This is a genomic window from Kitasatospora sp. NBC_01246 (genome assembly GCF_036226505.1).
Classification (GTDB): Bacteria; Actinomycetota; Actinomycetes; order Streptomycetales; family Streptomycetaceae; genus Kitasatospora.
This window is the reverse complement of record NZ_CP108484.1, coordinates 3,684,789-3,708,315: the sequence shown is the minus strand read 5'-3', so window position 1 is coordinate 3,708,315 and position 23,527 is coordinate 3,684,789. Positions and strand designations below refer to the sequence as shown.

Sequence of the window (23,527 nt, the reverse complement as noted above, 5' to 3'; positions counted from 1 at the left end):
CGCTGAAAGGCGCCTCCAGTCGTGCATCTCACCGTCATCACTTCGATCACCGGCGTGCTGGTGCTCGTCTACATCCTGGAGTTGCTGCGCCGACAGCAGCTCCGGGAGAAGTACGCGGCTATCTGGCTCGCGATCGGCGTCGTCGTGGCGCCGCTCGGGTTCTTCCCGACGATCCTCGACTCGACCGCCCGCCGGCTCGGCATCGCCTCCGGCGTGAGCCTCGTGCTCTTCGCGGGCTTCGTCCTGGTCCTGATGGTCTCGCTGCACCTGAGCTGGGAGGCCTCCCGGCTGGAGGCGGAGACCCGGACCCTGGCCGAGGACGTCGCCATGATGCGGGCCCACCTGGCCGAGCACCACGGGTACCCGATCGCACGCAGCAGCAACGACGCCGGCAAGGCGACGGACTCCGGGGTGACGGCATGATCGACGGCAAGCGGGTTCTGATCATCCTCCCCGCCTGGAACGAGGCGGAGGGTCTGCCCAAGATCCTCCACGAGATCCAGCAGAAGCTCCCCGGCGTGGACACCCTGGTGGTCGACGACGGCTCCGTGGACAACACCGCCGCCGTGGCCGCCGCGGCCGGCTCCCGGGTCGCGCAGCTGCCGTACAACCTCGGTGTCGGCGGCGCCATGCGGTTCGGCTACCGCTACGCGCACCTGCACGGCTACGACGTCGCCATCCAGTGCGACGCCGACGGCCAGCACGACCCCGCGTACGTGCCGGCGCTGCTGGAGAAGCTCCAGGAGGCCGACCTGGTCATCGGCGCCCGGTTCGCCGGCCAGGGCAGCTACAAGGTGCGCGGCCCGCGCAGCTGGGCGATGAAGCTGCTCTCGGTGGTGCTGTCGAGGGTCACCCGGACCCGCCTCACCGACACCACCTCGGGCTTCAAGGCCTGCAACAAGCCGATGATCGAGTTCTTCTCGCAGTGGTACCCGGTCGAGTACCTGGGCGACACCATCGAGAGCATGGTCGGCGCCGCCCGCTGCGGCTTCGTCATCCGGCAGGTCCCGGTGGCGATGCGCGAGCGGACCACCGGTACGCCCAGCGCCTCCCCGATCAAGGCGACGATCTACCTGGCCCGCGCCGGCCTGGTGCTCCTGCTCGCGATGATCCGCCGGATGCCCAAGCACCTGAAGACCATCGAGCCCGCCACCCGCACGGCGGCGGCGAACCGGCGCGAGCTGGTCGGCAAGGCCTAGCGGTACCGCGATCGACACGACTCCGGCGGTCGGCCCCACGGGCCGGCCGCCGGTGGTCGTCGGGGCACCTCCGCCGCGTGCCGCTAGGCTGAGCGCGGCGCGGAGTGTGCTATGGGTGCCGGGTCCACCGCAGCGGTGAGGTCCCGGCACGTGCCGCGGACCGGGGCGCCCGGGCACGGGCCCTCCGCGAGTTGTTAGCGTGACCTCCACCATCGAACGGGCCGGGCGGCCTGCCGGATCCACCTCAGAGCCGGGCTACCAGGGGAAGAGTCGGAGTTCAGTGCAGACTTCAGCAGAGACCGTCGACGAGCAGCTGGACGGTGTCCAGGGGACGAGACGGGTCGGCGCCTCGCGCTCGGCGGGTCTGGCGGCCCGGGCGGTGCGGCGGTTCGAGGAGGCCCGCGGGCGGCGCTGGTTCTGGCCGGCCGCACTGGTGGCCGGGTACGCCGCGGAGGTGCTCTTCCGGCTCGTCCTCGTCCGGCACATGAGCTACCCCTCCGTCCACGCGGACGAGGACGGGTACCTGGTGCTGGCCCGCGTGCTGGCCGGCCGGCCGACCACCGAGATGCCGGTCGGCGTGGTGATCCCGGGCGGCTACCCGCTGCTGATCTCCCCGGCGTTCCGGATCGCCGACGACCCGGTCACGGCCTATCACCTGATCATGGGGATCAACGCGCTGCTGAACGCGCTGGTCTTCCCGCTGGCCTACCTGGCGCTGCGCCGGCTCGGTCTGCGCCGGCTGCTGGCGTACGTCTTCGCGGGGGCCACCGCGCTGCTGCCGCCGGTGATCTTCTACTCCGAGTTCGTCATGTCGGACACCGTGCTGCCGGTGCTGATCCTGGCCTGGCTGCTCTGCATGCACGGCTGGCTGAGCGAGGGCCCGGTCAAGCACCGCTACTGGTACGCGGCCGGCACCGGCGCGGCCGCCGCGTACACGATGGCCACGCACGACCGCGGCGGTGTCGTGGTGGCGCTCACCGGAGTGGTCCTCGTCGGCGTCCTGGTGCTGCGCTGGGCCCCGTGGCGCACCACGCTGGTCGGCCTGGGCGCGCTCGCCGTCGGTTCGGTCGGCGCCAAGGCGCTGTCCTGGTGGCTCGACCGCCAGTTCACCGTCGAGCCGAGCAAGGTCGGCAGCTACCTGATCGACGGCCTGAAGAACCCCGACATCCTGCAGCGCACGCTGACCAGGACCACCGGGCAGATCTGGTACTTCATCGTCTCCACCTGGGGGATCGGCGGCCTGGCGGTCGTGGTCTGCCTGTTCGCGCTGTTCAGCGGCCGCTTCCCGCGCCCGCACCGGATCGTCGGCGGCGTGATGGTGGCCCTGCTGGTCGGCACCGCGCTCGCCTCGGCCGCCGCCCTGCCGGACGACGCCCGCATCGACAACTGGGTCTACGCCCGCTACGTGGCCTACCTCGTCCCGGTGGCCTTCGTGGCCGGGGTCGCGGTGCTCGCCCGGTTCAGCCTGCGCAACGTCGTCCTGACGGTGGCGGGCTCGGTGGCGCTCACCCTCGTCCTCGCCAAGCTGGTGATCTGGTCCGCCGGCAAGCTGCTCCACACCCAGGTCTTCATCGGCTGGGGCATGCCGGACGTGACCTTCCTGGCCGCCGACTGGTCCAGGCTGAACATGATGCGCTCGACCGCCGCGGCGTTCATCATCCTCGGCGCCGTCGCCCTGATGCTGGTGGCCGGCGGGCGCCGGGTGCTCTGGGCGGTCGGCCTCTCGCTCGCGCTGTTCGCCGGGTTCGCCACCGCGACCATCACCGAGCAGGTCGCCTACCCGCACTCGGACTGGCGCAAGCCGCTCGCGACGGGCTTCACCAAGGCCGCCGGGATCAAGCCCAAGGACAACCTGGTGCTCGCCTGGGACCTCGACGGCAGCCTGCGGATGGCCCAGGCCTTCGAGGTCTACGACGGCCGGGTCTGGTACCTGGACCCGCGCTGGCAGCCCGTCCCGGCCGCGGCGACCGCGATGGTCACCCCGCTCGCCGAGGAGGGGAAGGCGCCGGAGTCCTACTGGAAGGAACATCCGGACGAGTGGTACGTGGAGCGGACCAACAAGCAGCAGGGCTGGATGATCTGGCGCAAGCGCTGAGCGACCGGACGCGCCGGTGGACCGGGCGCACCGGGTGACCGGACGCGCCGGTTGACCGGGACGGACCCCATCGGGGCCGGCGGGGGAGATCCCCGCCGGCCCCGATTGGCTTTGTCGCTGCTCCATGTGGCAGTATGTCCAAGTTGCTCGGTTGAGTGCCGATGCTACGCGCCTCCCGCCGGGAGGACTGGAAGCGAGTCCCATGTACTCGTCGTTCCCGTGATGGCCGTTCATGTGTTCACGTGAGGTATGTGGACGCAGTGGTGTGAAGGCGACACCGCGGCAGCTGCGGGGCGGACGTACGGGAATCTTCCGGGAAGCGTGGGCGGGGCCTCGATCCGGCGCCTGGTGGATGCAAGACCTCACCGATCCGTAGGAAGATCCGCAGAGGGAAACCTCTTCGCGGACTTTTTGCAAGCGACAGGGCGACACGCCCGACCGCGTGGGTCGGAGGAAACCATCCACAGGCACCACCGGACACAGTCCACCTGGATGAATCCGGCCGTAGAAGCAGCAGACGACACAAAGGACTACTGAGTAGCCATGGCGGGACAGAAGATCCGCATCCGGCTCAAGGCCTACGACCACGAGGTGATTGACTCCTCGGCGAAGAAGATCGTCGAGACCGTCATTCGCACTGGTGCGCAGGTCGCGGGCCCGGTGCCGCTGCCCACTGAGAAGAACGTGTACTGCGTCATCCGCTCGCCGCACAAGTACAAGGACTCGCGCGAGCACTTCGAGATGCGCACTCACAAGCGTCTGATCGACATCCTCGACCCCACGCCGAAGACGGTTGACTCGCTGATGCGTCTCGACCTGCCGGCTGGTGTCGACATCGAGATCAAGCTCTGAGAGGCACACCGAAGATGGCTAAGCAGATTAAGGGCATCCTGGGCGAGAAGCTCGGCATGACCCAGGTCTGGGACGAGAACAACCGGATCGTTCCGGTGACCGTCGTCAAGGCTGGGCCCAATGTCGTGACCCAGGTCCACACCGCCGACAGCCCGGCCGGCTACGACGCCGTCCAGATCGGCTTCGGCGAGATCGACCCCCGCAAGGTGAACAAGCCCCTCGCGGGTCACTTCGCCAAGGCCGGTGTCACCCCGCGCCGGCACCTGGTCGAGCTGCGTACCACGGACGCGTCCGAGTACACGCTGGGCCAGGAGATCACCGCCGAGCTGTTCGAGGCGGGTGTCAAGGTCGACGTGACCGGCACCTCCAAGGGCAAGGGCTTCGCCGGTGTCATGAAGCGCCACAACTTCCGGGGCCTCGGCGCCGGTCACGGTGTGCAGCGCAAGCACCGCTCGCCCGGCTCGATCGGTGGCTGCGCCACCCCGGGTCGTGTGTTCAAGGGCGTACGGATGGCCGGCCGGATGGGCCACGAGCGCGTGACCACCCAGAACCTGACCATCCATGCCGTTGACGCGGAGAAGGGGCTGCTCCTGATCAAGGGCGCAATCCCGGGCCCGAACGGCGGCCTCGTCCTCGTCCGCACCGCGGCGAAGGGGCTGTGAGGATATGAGCACCATTGACATCCTGTCGCCCTCGGGCGACAAGACCGGCAGCCTTGAGCTGCCGGCCGAGATCTTCGACGCGAAGGTCAGCGTTCCGCTGATGCACCAGGTCGTCGTGGCGCAGCTCGCTGCGGCCCGTCAGGGCACCCACAAGACCAAGACGCGTGGCGAGGTCCGCGGTGGCGGCAAGAAGCCGTACCGCCAGAAGGGCACCGGCCGCGCCCGTCAGGGCTCGACCCGCGCGCCGCAGTTCGCCGGCGGTGGCGTCGTGCACGGTCCCGTGCCGCGCGACTACTCGCAGCGGACCCCGAAGAAGATGATCGCCGCCGCCCTGCGCGGTGCGCTCACCGACCGGGCCCGCCACAACCGCATCCACGTCATCACCGACGTGACCGCGACCGAGGCGCCGTCGACCAAGGCCGCCAAGAGCCTGTTCGGCAAGATCACCGAGCGCAAGAACGTCCTCCTGGTCGTCGAGCGCGCGGACGAGCTGGGCCTCAAGTCCGCTCGTAACCTGCCGCACGTGCACATCCTGGACGCCGGCCAGCTGAACACCTACGACGTGCTCGTCTCCGACGATGTGGTCTTCACCCAGGCCGCCTTCGAGCGTTTCGTGGCGGGTCCCGCCGCGTCCGCCAAGGCCGTGGCTGCTGAGGGCGAGCTCGAAGGGAGCGCCGCCTGATGGCTGCAGAGATCACGAGCAAGACGTTCACGGACCCCCGTGACGTCCTGGTGAAGCCGGTCATCTCGGAGAAGAGCTACTCGCTCCTCGACGAGAACAAGTACACGTTCGTCGTGTCGCCCGGTGCCAACAAGACCCAGATCAAGCAGGCCGTCGAGTCGGTCTTCTCGGTCAAGGTCGAGTCCGTCAACACGCTCAACCGTCAGGGCAAGCGCAAGCGCTCCAAGACGGGCTTTGGCAAGCGCAAGGACACCAAGCGCGCCATCGTGACGCTGGCTGAGGGCAACCGCATCGACATCTTCGGTGGTCCGGTCTCCTAACGGAGATCGTGATCGTCGATAAGGACGAGGACGAGAGAGCCAAATGGGCATCCGCAAGTACAAGCCGACTACGCCGGGCCGTCGTGGCTCCAGCGTGGCCGACTTCGTAGAGATCACGCGGTCCACGCCGGAGAAGTCGCTGGTTCGCCCCCTGCACAGCAAGGGCGGCCGTAACAACGCCGGTCGGATCACCGTTCGCCACCAGGGTGGCGGTCACAAGCGCGCCTACCGCGTGATCGACTTCCGTCGTCACGACAAGGACGGCGTGCCGGCCAAGGTCGCGCACATCGAGTACGACCCGAACCGCACCGCGCGCATCGCGCTCCTGCACTACGCGGACGGCGAGAAGCGCTACATCATCGCGCCGCGCGGCATCGCGCAGGGCGACCGGGTCGAGAACGGCCCTGGCGCCGACATCAAGCCCGGCAACAACCTGCCGCTTCGCAACATCCCGGTCGGTACCACCATCCACGCGGTGGAGCTGCGTCCCGGCGGCGGTGCCAAGATGGCCCGCTCCGCCGGTGCCGGCATCCAGCTGCTGGCGCGTGAGGGCAAGATGGCGCACCTGCGCATGCCCTCCGGTGAGATCCGCCTGGTCGACGCGCGCTGCCGCGCGACCGTCGGCGAGGTCGGCAACGCCGAGCAGTCGAACATCAACTGGGGCAAGGCCGGCCGTATGCGCTGGAAGGGCGTTCGCCCGACCGTGCGTGGTGTGGCCATGAACCCGATCGACCACCCGCACGGTGGTGGTGAGGGTAAGACCTCCGGTGGTCGCCACCCGGTCTCGCCGTGGGGCCAGAAGGAGGGTCGTACCCGTCGCCCGAAGAAGGCGTCGGACGCTCTCATCGTGCGCCGCCGCAAGACCAACAAGAAGCGCTAGGAGCAGGTCAGATGCCGCGCAGTCTCAAGAAGGGCCCCTTCATTGACGGCCACCTTCTCAAGAAGGTGGACGCTCAGAACGAGGCGGGTACCCAGAACGTCATCAAGACCTGGTCCCGTCGCTCCGTGATCTTCCCGGCCATGCTCGGCCACACGATCGCGGTGCACGATGGCCGCAAGCACGTCCCGGTGTTCGTCACCGAGTCGATGGTCGGCCACAAGCTCGGCGAGTTCGCGCCGACGCGTACCTTCCGCGGTCACGTCAAGGACGACCGCAAGTCGAAGCGTCGCTAGTCGCCAGCGAGATTACCGACTCAATGACTTACACCAGCAAGGGGACAACCATGGAAGCCAGGGCCCAGGCGCGGTACATCCGCGTCACGCCCATGAAGGCCCGCCGCGTGGTGGACCTCATCCGTGGCCTGAACGCCACGGAGGCCCAGGCGGTCCTGCGTTTCGCTCCGCAGGCCGCTACCGTGCCGGTCAGCAAGGTGCTCAACAGCGCCATTGCCAACGCCGCGCACAACTACAACCACTCCAACGTGGACGACCTCGTCATCAGCGAGGCGTACGTTGACGAGGGCCCGACCCTGAAGCGGTTCCGTCCGCGTGCCCAGGGCCGTGCCTACCGGATCCGCAAGCGGACCAGCCACATCACCGTGGTCGTCAGCAGCAAGGAAGGGACCCGGTAATGGGCCAGAAGGTTAACCCGCACGGGTTCCGCCTCGGCATCAGCACGGACTTCAAGTCCCGCTGGTACGCCGACAAGCTGTACAAGGACTACGTCAAGGAAGACGTCGCCATTCGTCGCATGATGACGAAGGGCATGGAGCGCGCCGGCATCTCGAAGGTTGAGATCGAGCGCACCCGCGACCGCGTCCGCGTCGACATCCACACCGCGCGCCCCGGCATCGTCATCGGTCGCCGTGGCACCGAGGCCGACCGCATCCGCGGCGACCTGGAGAAGCTGACCGGCAAGCAGGTCCAGCTGAACATCCTCGAGGTCAAGAACCCCGAGCTGGACGCCCAGCTCGTGGCTCAGGGCGTCGCGGAGCAGCTGTCCTCCCGCGTCTCCTTCCGCCGTGCCATGCGCAAGTCGATGCAGGGCACCATGAAGTCCGGCGCCAAGGGCATCAAGGTCCAGTGCTCCGGTCGTCTCGGCGGCGCCGAGATGAGCCGTTCGGAGTTCTACCGCGAGGGCCGTGTGCCGCTGCACACCCTGCGCGCGAACGTCGACTACGGCTTCTTCGAGGCCAAGACGACCTTCGGCCGTATCGGCGTGAAGGTCTGGATCTACAAGGGCGACGTCAAGAACATCGCCGAGGTCCGCGCTGAGAACGCCGCTGCCCGCTCGGGCAACCGTCCGGCCCGTCCCGAGGGTGGTCGTCCCGCCCGCGGTGGCGAGCGCCGTGGTGGCGAGCGCGGTGGCCGTGGCCGTCGTCCCGCCGGCACCGAGGCTCAGGCCCCGGTCGCCGCCGAGACCCCGGCTGCCGAGAACACCGGAACGGAGGCCTGACCCAAATGCTGATCCCCCGTCGGGTCAAGCACCGCAAGCAGCACCACCCGAAGCGCCGCGGCGCCTCCAAGGGTGGCACCGAGCTCGCCTTCGGCGAGTACGGCATCCAGGCCGTTACCCCGGCCTACGTGACGAACCGGCAGATCGAGTCCGCTCGTATCGCCGTCACCCGTCACATCAAGCGTGGCGGCAAGGTCTGGATCAACATCTACCCGGACCGTCCGCTCACCAAGAAGCCGGCCGAGACCCGCATGGGTTCCGGTAAGGGTTCGCCCGAGTGGTGGATCGCGAACGTGCACCCGGGTCGGGTCATGTTCGAGCTGTCGTACCCCAACGAGAAGGTGGCTCGTGAGGCGCTGACCCGCGCAGCTCACAAGCTCCCGATGAAGTGCCGGATCATCCGGCGCGAGGCAGGTGAGAGCTGATGTCGGCCGGCACCAAGGCTGCTGACCTCCGCGAGCTGGACAACGAGGGTCTCGTTGCCAAGCTCCGTGAGGCCAAGGAGGAGCTGTTCAACCTCCGCTTCCAGGCGGCGACCGGGCAGCTCGACAACCACGGACGGCTCAAGCTCGTCCGTAAGGACATCGCGCGGATCTACACCCTGATGCGCGAGCGCGAGCTGGGCATCGAGACGGTGGAGAACGCCTGATGACTGAGAACACCAACGAGACGCGCGGTTTCCGCAAGACCCGTGAGGGCCTCGTCGTCAGCGACAAGATGGACAAGACCGTCGTCGTCGCCGTCGAGGACCGCGTCAAGCACGCTCTGTACGGCAAGGTCATCCGCCGTACGAACAAGCTGAAGGCGCACGACGAGGCGAACGCCTGCGGCATCGGCGACCGGGTCCTCCTCGCGGAGACCCGCCCGCTGTCCGCGACGAAGCGCTGGCGCGTCGTCGAGATCCTCGAGAAGGCCAAGTAACGAAGTCGATGTGGTACGGCCGTATGTGCAACGGGTCCCTCGCGGGCGCCGGTGTGAGCAGCGGCCGGCCCGTCAGCTCTCGTTGACGATCAGGAGAAAGCTGTGATCCAGCAGGAGTCGCGACTGCGTGTCGCCGACAACACGGGCGCGAAGGAAATCCTTTGCATCCGCGTTCTCGGTGGTTCCGGTCGCCGCTACGCCGGTATCGGGGACGTCATCGTCGCGACCGTCAAGGACGCGATCCCCGGCGGTTCGGTCAAGAAGGGTGACGTCGTCAAGTGCGTCGTCGTCCGTACCGTGAAGTCGCGCCGCCGTCCCGACGGTTCGTACATCCGGTTCGACGAGAACGCCGCCGTGGTTCTCAAGAACACCGATGGTGACCCCCGCGGTACCCGCATCTTCGGCCCGGTGGGCCGCGAGCTGCGCGACAAGAAGTTCATGAAGATCATCTCGCTGGCGCCGGAGGTGCTCTAACCCATGGCGAACAGCATGAAGATCAAGAAGGGTGACCTGGTCCAGGTCATCACCGGCAAGGACCGCGGCAAGCAGGGCAAGGTCATCCAGGCCATGCCCGCCGAGAACAAGGTCCTGGTCGAGGGTGTCAACCGGGTCAAGAAGCACACCAAGCCGGGCCCGGGTACTCAGGGTGGCATTGTCACCGTCGAGGCCCCGGTGCACGTCTCCAACGTCCAGCTGGTCGTGGAGAAGGACGGCAAGAAGGTCGTCACCCGCGTTGGCTACCGCTTCGACGACGAGGGCAACAAGATCCGCGTTGCCAAGCGAACCGGTGAGGACATCTGATGTCTGAGACGTCTGTTGAGAAGGTGACCCCCCGTCTCAAGGAGCGTTACAACTCCGAGATCAAGGGTCAGCTGCAGGAGCAGTTCTCGTACGAGAACGTCATGCTGACGCCCGGCCTGGTCAAGGTCGTCGTCAACATGGGTGTCGGCGAGGCCGCCCGTGACAGCAAGCTGATCGAGGGCGCGATCCGCGACCTGACCGCGATCACCGGTCAGAAGCCGGCCGTGACCAAGGCTCGTAAGTCCATCGCGCAGTTCAAGCTGCGCGAGGGCCAGCCGATCGGCACCCACGTCACCCTCCGTGGTGACCGCATGTGGGAGTTCCTGGACCGTCTGGTGTCGCTGGCTCTGCCGCGTATCCGTGACTTCCGTGGTCTCTCCCCCAAGCAGTTCGACGGCCGTGGCAACTACACCTTCGGTCTGACCGAGCAGGTTATGTTCCACGAGATCGACCAGGACAAGGTCGACCGTCAGCGCGGTATGGACATCACCGTCGTGACCACCGCTCAGACCGACGACGAGGGCCGGGCGCTCCTGCGCGCTCTGGGCTTCCCGTTCAAGGAGGCGTGAGCCAATGGCGAAGAAGTCCCTCATCGCAAAGGCCGAGCGGAAGCCGAAGTTCGGCGTCCGGGCCTACACCCGGTGCCAGCGCTGCGGTCGCCCGCACTCGGTGTACCGCAAGTTCGGCCTCTGCCGTGTGTGCCTCCGTGAGATGGCGCACCGCGGCGAGCTGCCGGGCGTGACCAAGAGCTCCTGGTAGTCCTCTTCCCTTAGAGGGCAACCGCTCTAGTCGCATCACGCGAAGCAGGGTGCCCGATCCCACATCGCCCGTTTTTGGGCTCCCGTACGGAATCCCGTAAGGTAGTGGGGTCGGGCCCCCTGTCACGGTCGCTCCGTAGCGGCCGCTGACCCTCTTCGAGGGCTCGCACCCAGACTTACTACGTCGCAGGTCCCCTGCGCCTGTGCCCCGTGTTCCTCAGGAACACGGGGGACCTGGTGCGGAGAAACCACGGCGAGAGAGGCCTGAGGCCATCATGACCATGACCGACCCCATCGCAGACATGCTCACGCGTCTGCGTAACGCTAACTCGGCGTACCACGACTCCGTGGCGATGCCGGCCAGCAAGATCAAGGCGCACGTCGCCCAGATCCTGCAGCAGGAGGGGTACATCTCCTCCTACAAGGTTGAGGAGCCCGTCGAGGGCGAGGTCGGCAAGAAGCTGACCATCGAGCTCAAGTTCGGTCCCAACCGTGAGCGCTCGATCGCTGGCATCAAGCGGATCAGCAAGCCGGGCCTGCGGGTCTACGCAAAGTCCACCAACCTGCCGAAGGTGCTCGGCGGCCTGGGCGTGGCGATCATCTCCACGTCCTCCGGTCTCCTCACCGACAAGCAGGCAGCCAAGAAGGGCGTAGGCGGAGAAGTTCTCGCCTACGTCTGGTAATTCGGGAAACGGAGGTACAGCAATGTCGCGCATTGGACGGCTGCCCATCCCGGTTCCCGCCGGCGTGGACGTCACCATCGATGGCCAGGCGGTCTCGGTGAAGGGCCCCAAGGGCTCCCTCACCCACCATGTCGCCGCGCCGATCGAGATCGGCAAGGGCGAGGACGGCACGCTGCTCGTCACCCGCCCCAACGACGAGCGTCTGTCGAAGGCCCTGCACGGCCTTTCCCGCACGCTGGTGGCGAACATGATCACCGGCGTGACCGCGGGCTACCGCAAGTCGCTGGAGATCAGCGGTGTTGGCTATCGAGTCCTGGCGAAGGGCTCCAACATGGAGTTCCAGCTCGGCTACAGCCACCCGATCCTGGTCGAGGCCCCGGAGGGCATCACCTTCGTCGTCGAGTCGGCCACCAAGTTCCACGTGGACGGCATCGACAAGCAGAAGGTCGGCGAGGTCGCCGCGAAGATCCGCAAGCTGCGCAAGCCCGACCCGTACAAGGCCAAGGGCGTCAAGTACGCGGGCGAGGTCATCCGCCGCAAGGTCGGAAAGAGTGGTAAGTAAGCGATGAGCGTCTCTGTCAAGATCGGCAAGGGCAACGCCTACAAGAGCGCCGCTCGCAAGCGCCGCGCGATCCGCGTTCGCAAGCGCGTCGTCGGCACCGAGGTGCGTCCGCGCCTCGTTGTGACGCGCTCGAACCGTCACATGGTCGCCCAGGTCATCGACGACGCCAAGGGTCACACCCTGGCGTCGGCGTCCACCCTCGACGTGTCCATCAAGGGCGTCGAGGGCGACAAGACCGAGCTGGCCAAGAAGGTCGGGAGCCTGGTCGCCGAGCGCGCCAAGGCCGCCGGCATCGAGTCGGTCGTCTTCGACCGCGCGGGCAACCGGTACGCAGGCCGCATCGCCGCTCTGGCCGATGCTGCCCGTGAGGCCGGGCTCGACTTCTAAGCCGCTCGTCGGCTCAGTCGACGGACGTAATCGAGAGAGGTAATTCCAATGGCTGGACCCCAGCGCCGCGGTAGCGGCGCCGGCGGCGGCACCGGCGGTGGCGAGCGGCGTGACCGTAAGCGTGACGACCGGGGCAATGCCCCCGCCGTCGAGAAGACCGCTTACGTCGAGCGCGTCGTTGCGATCAACCGTGTCGCCAAGGTTGTCAAGGGTGGTCGTCGTTTCAGCTTCACCGCGCTGGTCGTGGTGGGCGACGGTGACGGCACCGTAGGTGTCGGTTACGGGAAGGCGAAGGAGGTTCCGGCCGCCATCGCCAAGGGTGTTGAGGAGGCCAAGAAGAACTTCTTCAAGGTCCCCCGTATCCAGGGCACCATCCCTCACCCGATCCAGGGCGAGAAGGCTGCCGGCGTCGTGCTCCTGAAGCCGGCTGCCCCCGGTACCGGTGTTATCGCCGGTGGCCCGGTGCGTGCCGTGCTCGAGTGCGCCGGTATCCACGACATCCTGTCGAAGTCGCTCGGCTCCGACAACGCGATCAACATCGTGCACGCCACGGTGGCCGCTCTGAAGGGCCTCGTGCGCCCCGAGGAGATCGCCGCCCGTCGTGGTCTGCCGCTGGAGGACGTGGCTCCCGCCGCTCTGCTGCGGGCTCGTGCTGCAGGGGTGAGTGCCTGATGGCTCGCCTGAAGATCACGCAGACCAAGTCCTACATCGGCAGCAAGCAGAACCACCGCGAGACGCTGCGCTCGCTGGGTCTGAAGCGCATGCACGATGTGGTCGTCAAGGAGGACCGTCCCGAGATCCGCGGGATGGCCCAGACCGTGCGTCACCTCGTCACGGTCGAGGAGGTGGACTGATTATGGGCGACTCGCCGATCAAGGTTCACAACCTGCGTCCCGCCCCGGGTGCCAAGACCGCCAAGACCCGTGTCGGTCGTGGTGAGGGCTCCAAGGGTAAGACCGCCGGTCGTGGTACCAAGGGCACCAAGGCCCGCTACCAGGTTCCGCAGCGCTTCGAGGGTGGCCAGATGCCGCTCCACATGCGCCTGCCGAAGCTGAAGGGCTTCAAGAACCCGTTCAAGATCACGTTCCAGGTTGTCAACCTCGACAAGCTGGCCGAGCTCTACCCGCAGGGTGGCGAGGTCACTGTCGAGGACCTGATCGCCAAGGGCGCGGTTCGCAAGAACTCCCTCGTCAAGGTGCTCGGCACCGGCGAGATCTCGGTCGCGCTGCAGGTGACGGTCGACGCCGTCTCCGGCTCCGCCGCCGAGAAGATCACCGCCGCCGGCGGTACCGTCACCGAGCTCGTCTGAGCCCGCTGACTCCCCACGAGCCCCGCACCTCCTTCACGGAGGTGCGGGGCTCGTGCGTTGTCCCGGTGGTCCGTAGCCGCACTCAAGTGGGTACGGGCCTCGTTCTTTTGTGTGGCAAACCCGGGCATCCCGTACCCCGTGAGTGGGGGAGGGGCCGTACGCGCTTCTTTCGAGCGGCCGCGCACTGTTAGAGTCCGTGGAGTTCCCTTGTAGGCTGCGCGTAGGCTCGCCTGTGCCGTCTGTACGGGGGCCCGAACCGCAAACTCCCCATTCAGGACCGACCCTCCCGCCGACGACGCGCGGGAGGCGCAGGAGGCACCGTGCTCAGTGCGTTCGCGCGGGCGTTCCAGACGCCCGACCTGCGCAAGAAGCTGCTGTTCACGCTGGGCATCATGGTGCTGTTCCGGCTGGGCTCCCACGTCCCGGTACCCGGGGTCAGCTTCCAAGCTGTCAACGAATGTGTGAAGGACACCAAGAGCAGCGGATTGTTCGGGCTCGTCAACCTGTTCAGTGGTGGCGCGCTCCTCCAGCTCACGATCTTCGCGCTCGGCATCATGCCGTACATCACGGCCAGCATCATCCTCCAGCTCCTCACCGTCGTGATCCCGCGGCTCGAGGCGCTGAAGAAGGAGGGGCAGGCCGGTACCGCGAAGATCACCCAGTACACGCGCTACCTGACCATCGCGCTCGCCGTGCTCCAGGGCACCGGCATCGTGGCGACGGCCTCCAGCGGCGCGCTGTTCTCGGGTTGCGTCTACGCCAACCAGATCGTGCCGGACCAGTCGGTGTTCCGGATCGCCGTCATGGTGATCACGATGACCGCCGGCACCACGTTCATCATGTGGCTGGGTGAGCTGATCACCGACCGCGGCATCGGCAACGGCATGTCGATCCTCATCTTCACCTCGATCGCCTCGGGCTTCCCGGGCTCGATGTGGGCGATCAAGACCTCCGGCACCATCGGCGGCGGCTGGGTCGAGTTCCTCTCCGTGGTCGCGGTGGGCGTCATCGTTGTGATGCTGGTCATCTTCGTGGAGCAGGCGCAGCGCCGGATCCCGGTGCAGTACGCGAAGCGGATGATCGGGCGCCGCGCCTTCGGCGGCACCTCGACCTACATCCCCCTCAAGGTGAACCAGGCCGGTGTCATCCCGGTCATCTTCGCCTCGTCGCTGCTGTACATCCCCGCCCTGGTGGTCCAGCTGACCAGCAGCCAGGCCGGCTGGGCGACGTGGATCAGGACCAACTTCGTCAAGGGTGACCACCCGGTCTACATGGCCACCTACTTCCTGCTGATCGTCTTCTTCGCATTCTTCTACGTCGCCATCTCCTTCAACCCCGAAGAAGTTGCCGACAATATGAAGAAGTATGGTGGGTTCATCCCGGGCATCCGGGCCGGCCGGCCGACGGCCGAGTACCTGAACTACGTGCTCACCCGCATCACGTGGCCGGGTTCGCTCTACCTGGGCCTGATCGCGTTGATCCCGATGATCGCCCTGGTGGCCTTCGGGCAGCAGACCAACTTCCCGTTCGGCGGCACCAGCGTTCTCATCGTCGTCGGCGTCGGACTCGAAACTGTGAAGCAGATCGAGAGCCAGCTCCAGCAGCGCAATTACGAAGGGTTCCTCCGCTGATGCGTATCGTCCTCGTCGGACCTCCCGGGGCCGGGAAGGGTACTCAGGCGCACCTGCTCGCCAAGACCCTGTCCATTCCCCACATCTCCACCGGCGACCTGTTCCGCGCCAACATCGGTCAGGGCACCCCGCTGGGGCTCGAGGCCAAGAGCTTCATGGACGCGGGTCGCCTGGTACCGGATGAGGTCACCATCGGGATGGCCAAGGACCGCATGCTCCAGCCCGACGCCGGCAACGGCTTCCTGCTCGACGGCTTCCCGCGCAACCTTGGCCAGGCCAAGGCGCTGGACGAGTTCCTGGCCGAGCAGGGCATCGCGCTGGACGGCGTGCTGGACCTGGAGGTTCCCGAGGACGAGGTCGTCCGCCGGATCGCCGGCCGTCGCCTGTGCCGCAACGACGGGGGCCACGTGTTCCACGTGGACTACAACCCGCCGAAGGCCGAGGGCGTCTGCGACGAGTGCGGCGGCGAGCTGTACCAGCGCTCGGACGACACCGAGGAGAAGGTGCGGACGCGGCTGGAGGTCTACCACACCGAGACCGAGCCGATCATCGACTACTACGCCCAGCAGGGCCTGGTGGCGACGATCCCCGCGCTCGGCAAGGTGGACGAGGTGACCCAGCGCGCGATCGAGGCGCTGAAGCAGGACAACTGACATTACCGAGCGACGCCGTACGGCCGCGCCGCCCCTCGCCGGGGCAGCGCGGCCGTACGGCGTCGTACGGTGGAACGAGTGCACGGCCGTCCGGCAAGGACCGGGCGGGAACCCTAGGAAGGCGTGACCAGATGGTGGAGATCAAGACCCCCGAGCAGATCGCGAAGATGCGAGTGGCCGGGCTGGTCGTCGCCGAGGCGCTCAAGGCCTGCCGGGAGGCGGTCGCTCCGGGGGTGACCACCCAGGAGCTCAACGACATCGCGGACAAGGTCATCACCGACCACGGCGCCACCTCGAACTTCCGCGCCGACCACGGCGGGCTCTGGTTCCCCGGGGTGATCTGCGCCTCGGTGAACAACGAGGTCGTGCACGGCATCCCCGGTGACCGGGTGCTCCAGGAGGGCGACGTCATCTCGATCGACTGCGGCGCCATCGTGGACGGCTGGCACGGCGACGCGGCGATCACCGTGGCGGTCGGGGAGGTCCGCCCCGAGGTGGAGATGCTCAGCCGGGTCACCGAGGGCTCGATGTGGGCCGGCATCGCCCAGATGAAGAAGGGCAACCGCCTGGCGGACGTCTCCAAGGCGATCGAGGGCTTCATCCGGCGCCAGCCGCTCCCGCCGAAGGGCAAGTGGGGCATCACCGAGGGCTACGGCGGCCACGGCATCGGGACCGCGATGCACATGGAGCCGCACGTGCTGAACTACGTCGAGCGGGGGCGCGGCAAGGGCCCCAAGCTGATCCCCGGCACCGTGCTGGCGATCGAGCCGATGGTCTCGCTGGGCACTCCGCACACCACCGTGCTGGAGGACGACTGGACCGTCGTGACCACCGACGGCACCTGGGCCTCGCACTGGGAGCACTCGGTGGCCGTCACCGAGCAGGGCCCGCTGGTCCTGACGGCCTTCGACGGCGGCCGCGCCGAACTCGCGAAGCTGGGCATCACCGCAGCTCCGGACCCCCTCGGGTAGTCGCGGAGGCGGTCAACTACCGCGTCCGACAACGGATCAGAGCCCTGGGGGTTTGGACCTCCAGGGCTTTTGTCCTATTTTTATCGGCTGGCAGTGGCTTCAGCGGCTTCAGCGGCTTCGATCAAGCAGGAGAGTGCAGTGCTCAAGGGATTCCGCGACTTCATGATGCGCGGCAACGTGGTCGACATGGCCGTCGGTGTCGTCATCGGTGCGGCCTTCACCGGCGTGGTGACCGGCTTCGTGTCGGCCTTCCTCACCCCGCTGGTCGGCGTGGTGGTCGGTGCCGCCGGGGACTTCAGCTCCTACAAGGCCAACCTGGGCGGGGTCATCTTCCCGTGGGGGCAGTTCCTCAACGTGCTGATCGCGTTCCTGATGACCGCCGCGGTGCTGTACTTCTGCGTCGTGCTGCCGGTGACCAAGGCCACCGCCCGCTATCTGCCGAAGAAGCCGAAGTCCCCGAAGCGCCCCTGCCCCGAGTGCCTGACCGAGATACCGCAGGCCGCGCGCCGCTGCAGCGCCTGCACCGCCCACGTCGAGCCGCTGGTGGTCAGCCCCGGCCTGTGACGGCCGGACGGGCGGCGCCGGCCGCGTCCGGCGGCCTCGTTTTGGCCCATCGGGCGCACTGGCGTAGGATGGACCGTCGGCTCACTCGTAGCGTGCTCCAGCACGCCCTCTTCCCTCTCGGGGGACGGGGTGGACCCAGGTTCGCACGAGCGTGCCGCATACGGTAGCCGGTCCCGGAAGGTGGATCTCGCAGTTCATGGCTAAGAAGCAAGGCGCCATTGAGATCGAGGGCACCGTGATCGAGTCTCTTCCGAACGCGATGTTCAAGGTCGAGCTGCAGAACGGTCACAAGGTCCTCGCGCACATCAGCGGCAAGATGCGCATGCACTACATCCGCATCCTGCCGGACGACCGGGTCGTGGTGGAGCTCAGCCCCTACGACCTCACGCGTGGCCGGATCGTCTACCGCTACAAGTAAGAACGTCAGATCTAGACCCGGAGAACCTGAAGCATGAAGGTCAAGCCGAGCGTCAAGAAGATCTGCGACAAGTGCAAGGTGATCCGCCGTCACGGCCGGGTCATGGTGATCTGCGACAACCTGCGCCACAAGCAGCGCCAGGGCTGATCAGTTCTCCTCAGCATTTCTCGTAGTACTTCGCGCGACGCGAAAACGTCATAAGCGGGCTACCCGATCCGCCCTTCGCAGGGCGGACTGCCACCCCCGGTCAGAGGCCGGGGCTCCCACACCGTGAGGTGTCGGAGTAGGTAGCACGCAAGACCTCTGAAGAAACACAGGAGCCTTGAATGGCACGCCTCGCCGGCGTTGATCTCCCCCGTGAGAAGCGGATCGAGATCGCCCTTACCTACGTGTACGGCATCGGTCGTACCCGCGCCCAGCAGACCCTGGCCGAGACCGGTGTCAGCCCGGATGTCCGCGTTCGCGACATCTCCGAGGAAGACCTCGTCAAGCTGGGTCAGTACATCGACGCCAACTACACGGTCGAGGGTGACCTCCGCCGTGAGGTGGCCGCCGACATCCGCCGCAAGGTCGAGATCGGCTGCTACGAGGGTCTGCGTCACCGCCGCGGCCTGCCGGTCCGCGGTCAGCGCACCCACACCAACGCGCGTACCCGCAAGGGCCCGCGTCGCGCGATCGCCGGCAAGAAGAAGCCGGGCAAGAAGTAGTCCGTCCCGTCACCGGACATCCCTCCGGCCCGCGGGTCAGCGGACCGACCACCTCAGTAGGAGAACAGACTTATGCCCCCCAAGGGTCGTCAGGCTGCCGGCGCGAAGAAGATCCGCCGCAAGGAAAAGAAGAACGTCGCTCACGGCCACGCGCACATCAAGAGCACGTTCAACAACACCATCGTTTCGATCACCGACCCCGCGGGCAACGTGATCTCCTGGGCCTCCGCCGGCCACGTCGGCTTCAAGGGCTCGCGCAAGTCCACCCCGTTCGCCGCGCAGATGGCCGCCGAGGCCGCTGCCCGTCGCGCGCAGGAGCACGGCATGCGCAAGGTCGACGTCTTCGTCAAGGGTCCGGGCTCCGGCCGTGAGACCGCGATCCGCTCGCTCCAGGCCACCGGCCTGGAGGTGGGCTCGATCCAGGACGTCACCCCCACCCCGCACAACGGCTGCCGTCCGCCGAAGCGCCGCCGCGTCTGACGCAGCGCCTTCGGGCACTGGTGTTCGCTTGATACCGCGTACGGGGTCCCGGTTCGTCCGGGACCCCGTACGCTGGTTCTGTTCGGCATCAAATAGTGGGTGCCGAAGACAACTGGAGGATCTGAAAACATGCTGATCGCTCAGCGTCCCTCGCTGACCGAAGAGGTCGTCGACGAATTCCGCTCGCGGTTCGTGATCGAGCCGCTGGAGCCGGGCTTCGGCTACACCCTCGGCAACTCCCTTCGCCGCACGCTCCTCTCCTCGATCCCCGGTGCCGCTGTCACCAGCATCCGGGTCGACGGCGTCCTGCACGAGTTCACCACCGTGCCGGGCGTCAAGGAGGACGTCACCGACCTCATCCTCAACATCAAGCAGCTGGTCGTCTCCTCGGAGCACGACGAGCCGGTCGTGATGTACCTGCGCAAGCAGGGCCCGGGTGTGGTCACCGCCGCCGACATCGCGCCGCCGGCCGGTGTCGAGGTGCACAACCCCGAGCTGGTCCTCGCCACGCTGAACGGCAAGGGCAAGCTGGAGATGGAGCTGACCGTCGAGCGCGGTCGCGGCTACGTCTCCGCCGTGCAGAACAAGGCTTCCGGCCAGGAGATCGGCCGCATCCCGGTCGACTCGATCTACAGCCCCGTGCTGAAGGTCACCTACAAGGTCGAGGCGACCCGTGTCGAGCAGCGGACCGACTTCGACAAGCTGATCGTCGACGTCGAGACCAAGCCCGCCATGCGCCCGCGTGACGCCATGGCCTCGGCCGGCAAGACCCTGGTGGAGCTGTTCGGTCTCGCCCGCGAGCTGAACATCGACGCCGAGGGCATCGACATGGGCCCGTCCCCCACGGACGCCGCCCTGGCCGCCGACCTGGCGCTGCCGATCGAGGAGCTCGAGCTCACCGTTCGGTCGTACAACTGCCTCAAGCGCGAGGGCATCCACACCGTGGGTGAGCTCGTCGCCCGCTCCGAGGCCGACCTGCTCGACATCCGCAACTTCGGTGCGAAGTCGATCGACGAGGTCAAGGCGAAGCTGGCCGGCATGGGCCTGGCCCTCAAGGACAGCCCGCCCGGGTTCGACCCGACCGCCGCCGCCGACGCCTTCGGCGCCGACGACCTGGACGACGCGGGTTACGCGGAGACCGAGCAGTACTAAGAGTTTGCTGGTGGGGGCGGTTCCCCGGAGCCGCCCCCGTCATCATGAAAGCCGTACGGGCACCGTGCCCGTACGCCCGCTGCGGTACCTGGTACGGCCGCAGTCGGAGATTCAAGGAGTAATTCCATGCCGCGTCCCACCAAGGGTGCCCGCCTCGGCGGCGGCCCCCACCACGAGCCGCTGCTGCTGGCCGGCCTGTGCCGGGAGCTGTTCCAGTACGGCCGCATCACCACGACCGAGGCCAAGGCCCGTCGGATGCGCCCGCTGGCGGAGAAGCTGATCACCAAGGCGAAGAAGGGCGACATCCACAACCGTCGTCTGGTTCGCAAGACGATCACCGACATCTCCGTGCTGCACACCCTCTTCACCGAGATCGCGCCGCGCTACGAGAACCGCCCGGGTGGCTACACCCGTATCACCAAGATCGGTCCCCGTCGTGGCGACAACGCCCCGATGGCCGTGATCGAGCTGGTCGAGGCGCTGACCGTCGCGCAGACCGCCGTCGGCGAGGCCGAGGGTGCCACCAAGCGCGCCGTCAAGGAGGCCGAGGCCAAGGTCGAGGAGACCAAGGTCGAGGACACCAAGGCCGACGAGGCCGAGGCCGAGCAGGCCTGACGCCTTTGGGTGCAGTGCGGGCCCGCTCTCCCATTCCGTGGGGGAGCGGGCCCGTTCCTTCTGTCTGGAGTGAAGCAGTGATCGACGATTGCGCCGAGCGTCCGCCGGTGAAGGACGGCCCGGCCGACGGGTACGTCCGGGTCCGGCTCGACCTCGCCTACCAGGGCGCGGAGTTCTCCGGCTGGGCCCGCCAGCGCGGTGGCCGCCGCACGGTGCAGGAGGAGATCGAGAGCGCGCTGCAGATCGTCACCCGCAGCACCGAGCTGTACCCGCTGACGGTCGCCGGACGGACCGACGCCGGCGTGCACGCGCGCGGCCAGGTCGCGCACGTCGACCTGCCGGCCGAGCTGTGGGCCGCGCACCGCGAGAAGCTGCTGCGCAGGCTGGCCGGGCGGCTGCCCGGGGACGTCCGGATCTACCGGATCGGCGAGGCGCCGGCCGGCTTCGACGCCCGTTTCTCGGCGATCTGGCGCCGCTACGCCTACCGCGTCGCCGACCACCCCGGCGGGGTGGACCCGCTGCTGCGCGGCCATGTGCTCTGGCACGACCGGCCGCTGGACGTCGAGCGGATGAACGCGGCCGCGGCGCTGCTGCTGGGGGAGCACGACTTCGCCGCGTACTGCAAGAAGCGCGAGGGCGCGACGACCATCCGCACGCTGCTGGAACTGCGCTGGGACCGCGTCCCGGTCGACTCCTACGCCTCGCAGGAGGGCTCGCTGGCGGTCGCCACCGTCCGCGCCGACGCCTTCTGCCACAACATGGTGCGGGCCCTGGTCGGGGCGATGCTGCTGGTCGGCGACGGGCACCGGCCGGTGGAGTTCCCCGGCGAGGTGCTGGCCGGCGGGGTGCGCAACTCCGCGGTCAACGTGATCCGGCCGTACGGGCTGACGCTGGAGGAGGTCGGCTACCCGGCCGACGACCAGCTCGCCGAGCGCAGCCGGCTGGCCCGCCGGATCAGGACGCTGCCGGGACAGCCGGTGGTCGGCTAATCCGTTTTGGTCCTGGGCCGCGGCTTGGGAGAATCGTCCGCATGGGACACGTCGAGATTTCGCACCTTGAGTACTACCTGCCGGACGGGCGGGTGCTGTTCGACGACGCGTCCTTCCGGGTCGGCGAGGGCTCCGCGGTCGCCCTGGTGGGCGCCAACGGCGCCGGCAAGACCACCCTGCTGCGCATGATCGCGGGCGACCTCCAGCCGCACGGCGGCTCGGTCACGATCAGCGGCGGCCTCGGCGTCATGCGCCAGTTCGTCGGCACCACCGGGCGCGAGGCGAAGCAGGACGACGAGGACCGGCAGGGCCCGGCCCCGCTGGCCGCCGACGCCTCCGTCCGCGACCTGCTGGTCTCGGTGGCCCCCGAGCGGATCGCCGTCGCGGCCCGCGCGGTCGACGCCGCCGAGCTGGCGATGATCGCCCAGGACGACGAGAAGACGCAGATGGCCTACGCCCAGGCGCTCTCCGACTGGGCCGACGTCGGCGGCTACGACTACGAGACCGACTGGGACGTCTGCACCACGGCGGCCCTCGGGATGCCCTTCGACAAGGCCCAGTGGCGCGGGCTGAACACGCTCTCCGGCGGGGAGCAGAAGCGCCTCGTCCTGGAGGCCCTGCTGCGCGGCCCCGAAGAGGTGCTGCTGCTGGACGAGCCGGACAACTACCTGGACGTCCCCGGCAAGCGCTGGCTGGAGGAGGCGATCAAGGCCACCTCCAAGACCGTGCTCTACATCTCGCACGACCGCGAACTGCTCTCCCGCACCGCCGAGAAGATCATCAGCGTCGAGTCCGGCGCGGCCGGCAGCAGCGTCTGGGTGCACGGCGGCGGCTTCGACTCCTTCCACGAGGCCCGCAAGGACCGCTTCGCCCGCTTCGAGGAACTCGGTCGGCGCTGGGACGAGGAGCACGCCAAGCTCAAGAAGCTGGTGGTCACCCTGCGCCAGGCCGCCTCGGTCAGCCACGCGCTGGCCACCCGCTACGCCGCGGCGCAGACCAGGCTGAAGAAGTTCGAGGAGGCGGGCCGCCCGGAGGAGCCGCCCCGCGAGCAGAACATCACCATGCGGCTCAAGGGCGGCCGGACGGGCGTCCGGGCCTTCACCATGGAGCAGCTGGAGCTCACCGGCCTGATGAAGCCGTTCGACCTGGAGGTCTTCTACGGTGAGCGGATCGGCGTGCTGGGCTCCAACGGCTCGGGCAAGTCGCACTTCCTGCGGCTGCTCGCCGGCGACGGGACGGTCGCCCACACGGGTCAGTGGAAGCTCGGCGCCCGTGTCGTGCCGGGCCACTTCCGGCAGACCCACGCCCACCCGGAACTCTTCGGCCGCACGGTGCGCTCGATCGTCGAGGAGGAGCACGCGCTCAGCCGCGGCGCCGCGATGGGGGCGCTGCGGCGCTACGAGCTGGACCGCCAGGAGGAGCAGAAGTTCGAGTCGCTGTCCGGCGGCCAGCAGGCCCGGCTGATGATCCTCAAGCTCGAACTGGACGGCGTGACGGCGCTGTTGCTGGACGAGCCGACCGACAACCTGGACCTGGAGAGCGCCGAGGCGCTGCAGGCCGGCCTGGAGGCCTTCGACGGCACCGTGTTGTGCGTCACGCACGACCGGTGGTTCGCCAAGACCTTCGACCGCTTCCTGGTCTTCGGCGCGGACGGCCGTGTGTACGAGTCCGCGGACCCGGTCTGGGACGTCACCCGGGTCGAGCGCGAGCGCTGACCGGAG

At 67.9% G+C, this 23,527-nt stretch carries 36 protein-coding genes; all 36 read left to right on the top strand.

The window, feature by feature from the left end:
* Positions 1-21: 21 nt before the first annotated feature.
* The 36 genes from OG618_RS16200 to OG618_RS16025 all read left to right on the top strand — a co-directional run bounded on the left by OG618_RS16200 (position 22) and on the right by OG618_RS16025 (position 23,521).
* Positions 22-423 (top strand): DUF2304 domain-containing protein, encoded by a 402-nt coding sequence (locus OG618_RS16200; protein WP_329488130.1) that lies wholly within the window; start codon positions 22-24, stop codon positions 421-423.
* Positions 420-1,199: a glycosyltransferase family 2 protein gene (locus OG618_RS16195; protein WP_329488129.1), complete on the top strand. Its 780-nt coding sequence runs from the start codon at positions 420-422 to the stop codon at positions 1,197-1,199. Before OG618_RS16200 ends, OG618_RS16195 begins: the two co-directional genes overlap by 4 nt.
* A 280-nt stretch (positions 1,200-1,479) precedes the next feature.
* Positions 1,480-3,294, top strand: a complete 1,815-nt coding sequence (locus OG618_RS16190; RefSeq protein WP_329488127.1) for a hypothetical protein — start codon at positions 1,480-1,482, stop codon at positions 3,292-3,294.
* Positions 3,295-3,837: 543 nt separating this feature from the next.
* A complete protein-coding gene (gene rpsJ, locus OG618_RS16185; protein ID WP_012785157.1) occupies positions 3,838-4,146 on the top strand; it encodes a 30S ribosomal protein S10 in 309 nt (102 codons plus the stop codon).
* Between the two features lie 14 nt (positions 4,147-4,160).
* On the top strand, positions 4,161-4,808 hold the full coding sequence (rplC, locus tag OG618_RS16180; RefSeq protein WP_327677876.1) for a 50S ribosomal protein L3: 648 nt from the start codon (positions 4,161-4,163) through the stop codon (positions 4,806-4,808).
* Positions 4,809-4,812: 4 nt separating this feature from the next.
* Positions 4,813-5,490, top strand: coding sequence for a 50S ribosomal protein L4 (gene rplD, locus OG618_RS16175; protein WP_329488126.1), 678 nt, complete (start codon positions 4,813-4,815; stop codon positions 5,488-5,490).
* Complete coding sequence (rplW, locus tag OG618_RS16170) at positions 5,490-5,810, top strand: 50S ribosomal protein L23 (RefSeq protein WP_442906803.1); 321 nt, start codon at positions 5,490-5,492, stop codon at positions 5,808-5,810. The genes rplD and rplW overlap by 1 nt, the downstream gene beginning before the upstream one ends.
* A 43-nt stretch (positions 5,811-5,853) precedes the next feature.
* Positions 5,854-6,690, top strand: a complete 837-nt coding sequence (gene rplB, locus OG618_RS16165) for a 50S ribosomal protein L2 (protein ID WP_327677872.1) — start codon at positions 5,854-5,856, stop codon at positions 6,688-6,690.
* Positions 6,691-6,701: 11 nt separating this feature from the next.
* Positions 6,702-6,983: a 30S ribosomal protein S19 gene (gene rpsS / locus OG618_RS16160; RefSeq protein ID WP_030055821.1), complete on the top strand. Its 282-nt coding sequence runs from the start codon at positions 6,702-6,704 to the stop codon at positions 6,981-6,983.
* A gap of 50 nt (positions 6,984-7,033) precedes the next feature.
* On the top strand, positions 7,034-7,381 hold the full coding sequence (rplV, locus tag OG618_RS16155) for a 50S ribosomal protein L22 (protein WP_329488124.1): 348 nt from the start codon (positions 7,034-7,036) through the stop codon (positions 7,379-7,381).
* On the top strand, positions 7,381-8,205 hold the full coding sequence (gene rpsC, locus OG618_RS16150) for a 30S ribosomal protein S3 (RefSeq protein WP_327677868.1): 825 nt from the start codon (positions 7,381-7,383) through the stop codon (positions 8,203-8,205). Before rplV ends, rpsC begins: the two co-directional genes overlap by 1 nt.
* Before the next feature lie 5 nt (positions 8,206-8,210).
* Entirely contained in the window at positions 8,211-8,630 is a 420-nt protein-coding gene (gene rplP, locus OG618_RS16145) for a 50S ribosomal protein L16 (protein WP_030393299.1), read from the top strand.
* On the top strand, positions 8,630-8,854 hold the full coding sequence (rpmC, locus tag OG618_RS16140; RefSeq protein WP_063348970.1) for a 50S ribosomal protein L29: 225 nt from the start codon (positions 8,630-8,632) through the stop codon (positions 8,852-8,854). The genes rplP and rpmC overlap by 1 nt, the downstream gene beginning before the upstream one ends.
* The gene (gene rpsQ / locus OG618_RS16135) at positions 8,854-9,126 is read left to right on the top strand and encodes a 30S ribosomal protein S17 (protein WP_030055826.1); all 273 of its coding nucleotides are present in this window, start codon (positions 8,854-8,856) and stop codon (positions 9,124-9,126) included. The genes rpmC and rpsQ overlap by 1 nt, the downstream gene beginning before the upstream one ends.
* Before the next feature lie 102 nt (positions 9,127-9,228).
* Positions 9,229-9,600, top strand: a complete 372-nt coding sequence (gene rplN, locus OG618_RS16130; RefSeq protein ID WP_030393301.1) for a 50S ribosomal protein L14 — start codon at positions 9,229-9,231, stop codon at positions 9,598-9,600.
* Positions 9,601-9,615: 15 nt separating this feature from the next.
* A complete protein-coding gene (gene rplX / locus OG618_RS16125; protein ID WP_030055828.1) occupies positions 9,616-9,927 on the top strand; it encodes a 50S ribosomal protein L24 in 312 nt (103 codons plus the stop codon).
* Positions 9,927-10,496: a 50S ribosomal protein L5 gene (gene rplE, locus OG618_RS16120; protein ID WP_030300393.1), complete on the top strand. Its 570-nt coding sequence runs from the start codon at positions 9,927-9,929 to the stop codon at positions 10,494-10,496. Before rplX ends, rplE begins: the two co-directional genes overlap by 1 nt.
* Positions 10,497-10,500: 4 nt before the next feature.
* A complete protein-coding gene (locus tag OG618_RS16115; protein WP_030393303.1) occupies positions 10,501-10,686 on the top strand; it encodes a type Z 30S ribosomal protein S14 in 186 nt (61 codons plus the stop codon).
* A 274-nt stretch (positions 10,687-10,960) separates the two neighbouring features.
* Complete coding sequence (gene rpsH, locus OG618_RS16110) at positions 10,961-11,368, top strand: 30S ribosomal protein S8 (RefSeq protein WP_031063036.1); 408 nt, start codon at positions 10,961-10,963, stop codon at positions 11,366-11,368.
* Positions 11,369-11,390: 22 nt separating this feature from the next.
* Positions 11,391-11,930, top strand: coding sequence for a 50S ribosomal protein L6 (gene rplF / locus OG618_RS16105; protein WP_329488120.1), 540 nt, complete (start codon positions 11,391-11,393; stop codon positions 11,928-11,930).
* 3 nt (positions 11,931-11,933) lie between these two features.
* Complete coding sequence (gene rplR, locus OG618_RS16100) at positions 11,934-12,317, top strand: 50S ribosomal protein L18 (protein ID WP_209414075.1); 384 nt, start codon at positions 11,934-11,936, stop codon at positions 12,315-12,317.
* A gap of 48 nt (positions 12,318-12,365) precedes the next feature.
* On the top strand, positions 12,366-12,989 hold the full coding sequence (gene rpsE, locus OG618_RS16095) for a 30S ribosomal protein S5 (protein WP_030055834.1): 624 nt from the start codon (positions 12,366-12,368) through the stop codon (positions 12,987-12,989).
* Positions 12,989-13,171, top strand: coding sequence for a 50S ribosomal protein L30 (gene rpmD, locus OG618_RS16090; protein WP_030300409.1), 183 nt, complete (start codon positions 12,989-12,991; stop codon positions 13,169-13,171). The genes rpsE and rpmD overlap by 1 nt, the downstream gene beginning before the upstream one ends.
* Positions 13,172-13,173: 2 nt before the next feature.
* Positions 13,174-13,626 (top strand): 50S ribosomal protein L15, encoded by a 453-nt coding sequence (rplO, locus tag OG618_RS16085; protein ID WP_380382401.1) that lies wholly within the window; start codon positions 13,174-13,176, stop codon positions 13,624-13,626.
* A gap of 320 nt (positions 13,627-13,946) precedes the next feature.
* Positions 13,947-15,257 (top strand): preprotein translocase subunit SecY, encoded by a 1,311-nt coding sequence (secY, locus tag OG618_RS16080; RefSeq protein ID WP_329488118.1) that lies wholly within the window; start codon positions 13,947-13,949, stop codon positions 15,255-15,257.
* Entirely contained in the window at positions 15,257-15,910 is a 654-nt protein-coding gene (locus tag OG618_RS16075; RefSeq protein ID WP_329488117.1) for an adenylate kinase, read from the top strand. Before secY ends, OG618_RS16075 begins: the two co-directional genes overlap by 1 nt.
* A 131-nt stretch (positions 15,911-16,041) precedes the next feature.
* Positions 16,042-16,881 carry a type I methionyl aminopeptidase gene (gene map / locus OG618_RS16070; RefSeq protein WP_329488116.1) on the top strand — a complete coding sequence of 280 codons (840 nt, stop codon included), beginning with the start codon at positions 16,042-16,044 and terminating at the stop codon, positions 16,879-16,881.
* 138 nt (positions 16,882-17,019) lie between these two features.
* The gene (gene mscL / locus OG618_RS16065) at positions 17,020-17,445 is read left to right on the top strand and encodes a large conductance mechanosensitive channel protein MscL (RefSeq protein WP_329488115.1); all 426 of its coding nucleotides are present in this window, start codon (positions 17,020-17,022) and stop codon (positions 17,443-17,445) included.
* A 196-nt stretch (positions 17,446-17,641) separates the two neighbouring features.
* Positions 17,642-17,863, top strand: coding sequence for a translation initiation factor IF-1 (infA, locus tag OG618_RS16060; RefSeq protein WP_003956442.1), 222 nt, complete (start codon positions 17,642-17,644; stop codon positions 17,861-17,863).
* 33 nt (positions 17,864-17,896) lie between these two features.
* Complete coding sequence (gene rpmJ / locus OG618_RS16055) at positions 17,897-18,010, top strand: 50S ribosomal protein L36 (RefSeq protein WP_003956441.1); 114 nt, start codon at positions 17,897-17,899, stop codon at positions 18,008-18,010.
* 179 nt (positions 18,011-18,189) lie between these two features.
* Positions 18,190-18,570, top strand: a complete 381-nt coding sequence (rpsM, locus tag OG618_RS16050) for a 30S ribosomal protein S13 (RefSeq protein ID WP_329488114.1) — start codon at positions 18,190-18,192, stop codon at positions 18,568-18,570.
* A gap of 72 nt (positions 18,571-18,642) precedes the next feature.
* Positions 18,643-19,050 carry a 30S ribosomal protein S11 gene (gene rpsK / locus OG618_RS16045; RefSeq protein ID WP_030232513.1) on the top strand — a complete coding sequence of 136 codons (408 nt, stop codon included), beginning with the start codon at positions 18,643-18,645 and terminating at the stop codon, positions 19,048-19,050.
* A gap of 129 nt (positions 19,051-19,179) precedes the next feature.
* On the top strand, positions 19,180-20,202 hold the full coding sequence (locus tag OG618_RS16040; RefSeq protein WP_030232516.1) for a DNA-directed RNA polymerase subunit alpha: 1,023 nt from the start codon (positions 19,180-19,182) through the stop codon (positions 20,200-20,202).
* Positions 20,203-20,328: 126 nt separating this feature from the next.
* Entirely contained in the window at positions 20,329-20,817 is a 489-nt protein-coding gene (rplQ, locus tag OG618_RS16035) for a 50S ribosomal protein L17 (protein WP_329488111.1), read from the top strand.
* A 77-nt stretch (positions 20,818-20,894) separates the two neighbouring features.
* Complete coding sequence (gene truA / locus OG618_RS16030; RefSeq protein ID WP_329488110.1) at positions 20,895-21,806, top strand: tRNA pseudouridine(38-40) synthase TruA; 912 nt, start codon at positions 20,895-20,897, stop codon at positions 21,804-21,806.
* A 41-nt stretch (positions 21,807-21,847) separates the two neighbouring features.
* Positions 21,848-23,521, top strand: a complete 1,674-nt coding sequence (locus OG618_RS16025; protein ID WP_329488108.1) for an ABC-F family ATP-binding cassette domain-containing protein — start codon at positions 21,848-21,850, stop codon at positions 23,519-23,521.
* The last annotated feature ends 6 nt before the right edge of the window (positions 23,522-23,527 follow it).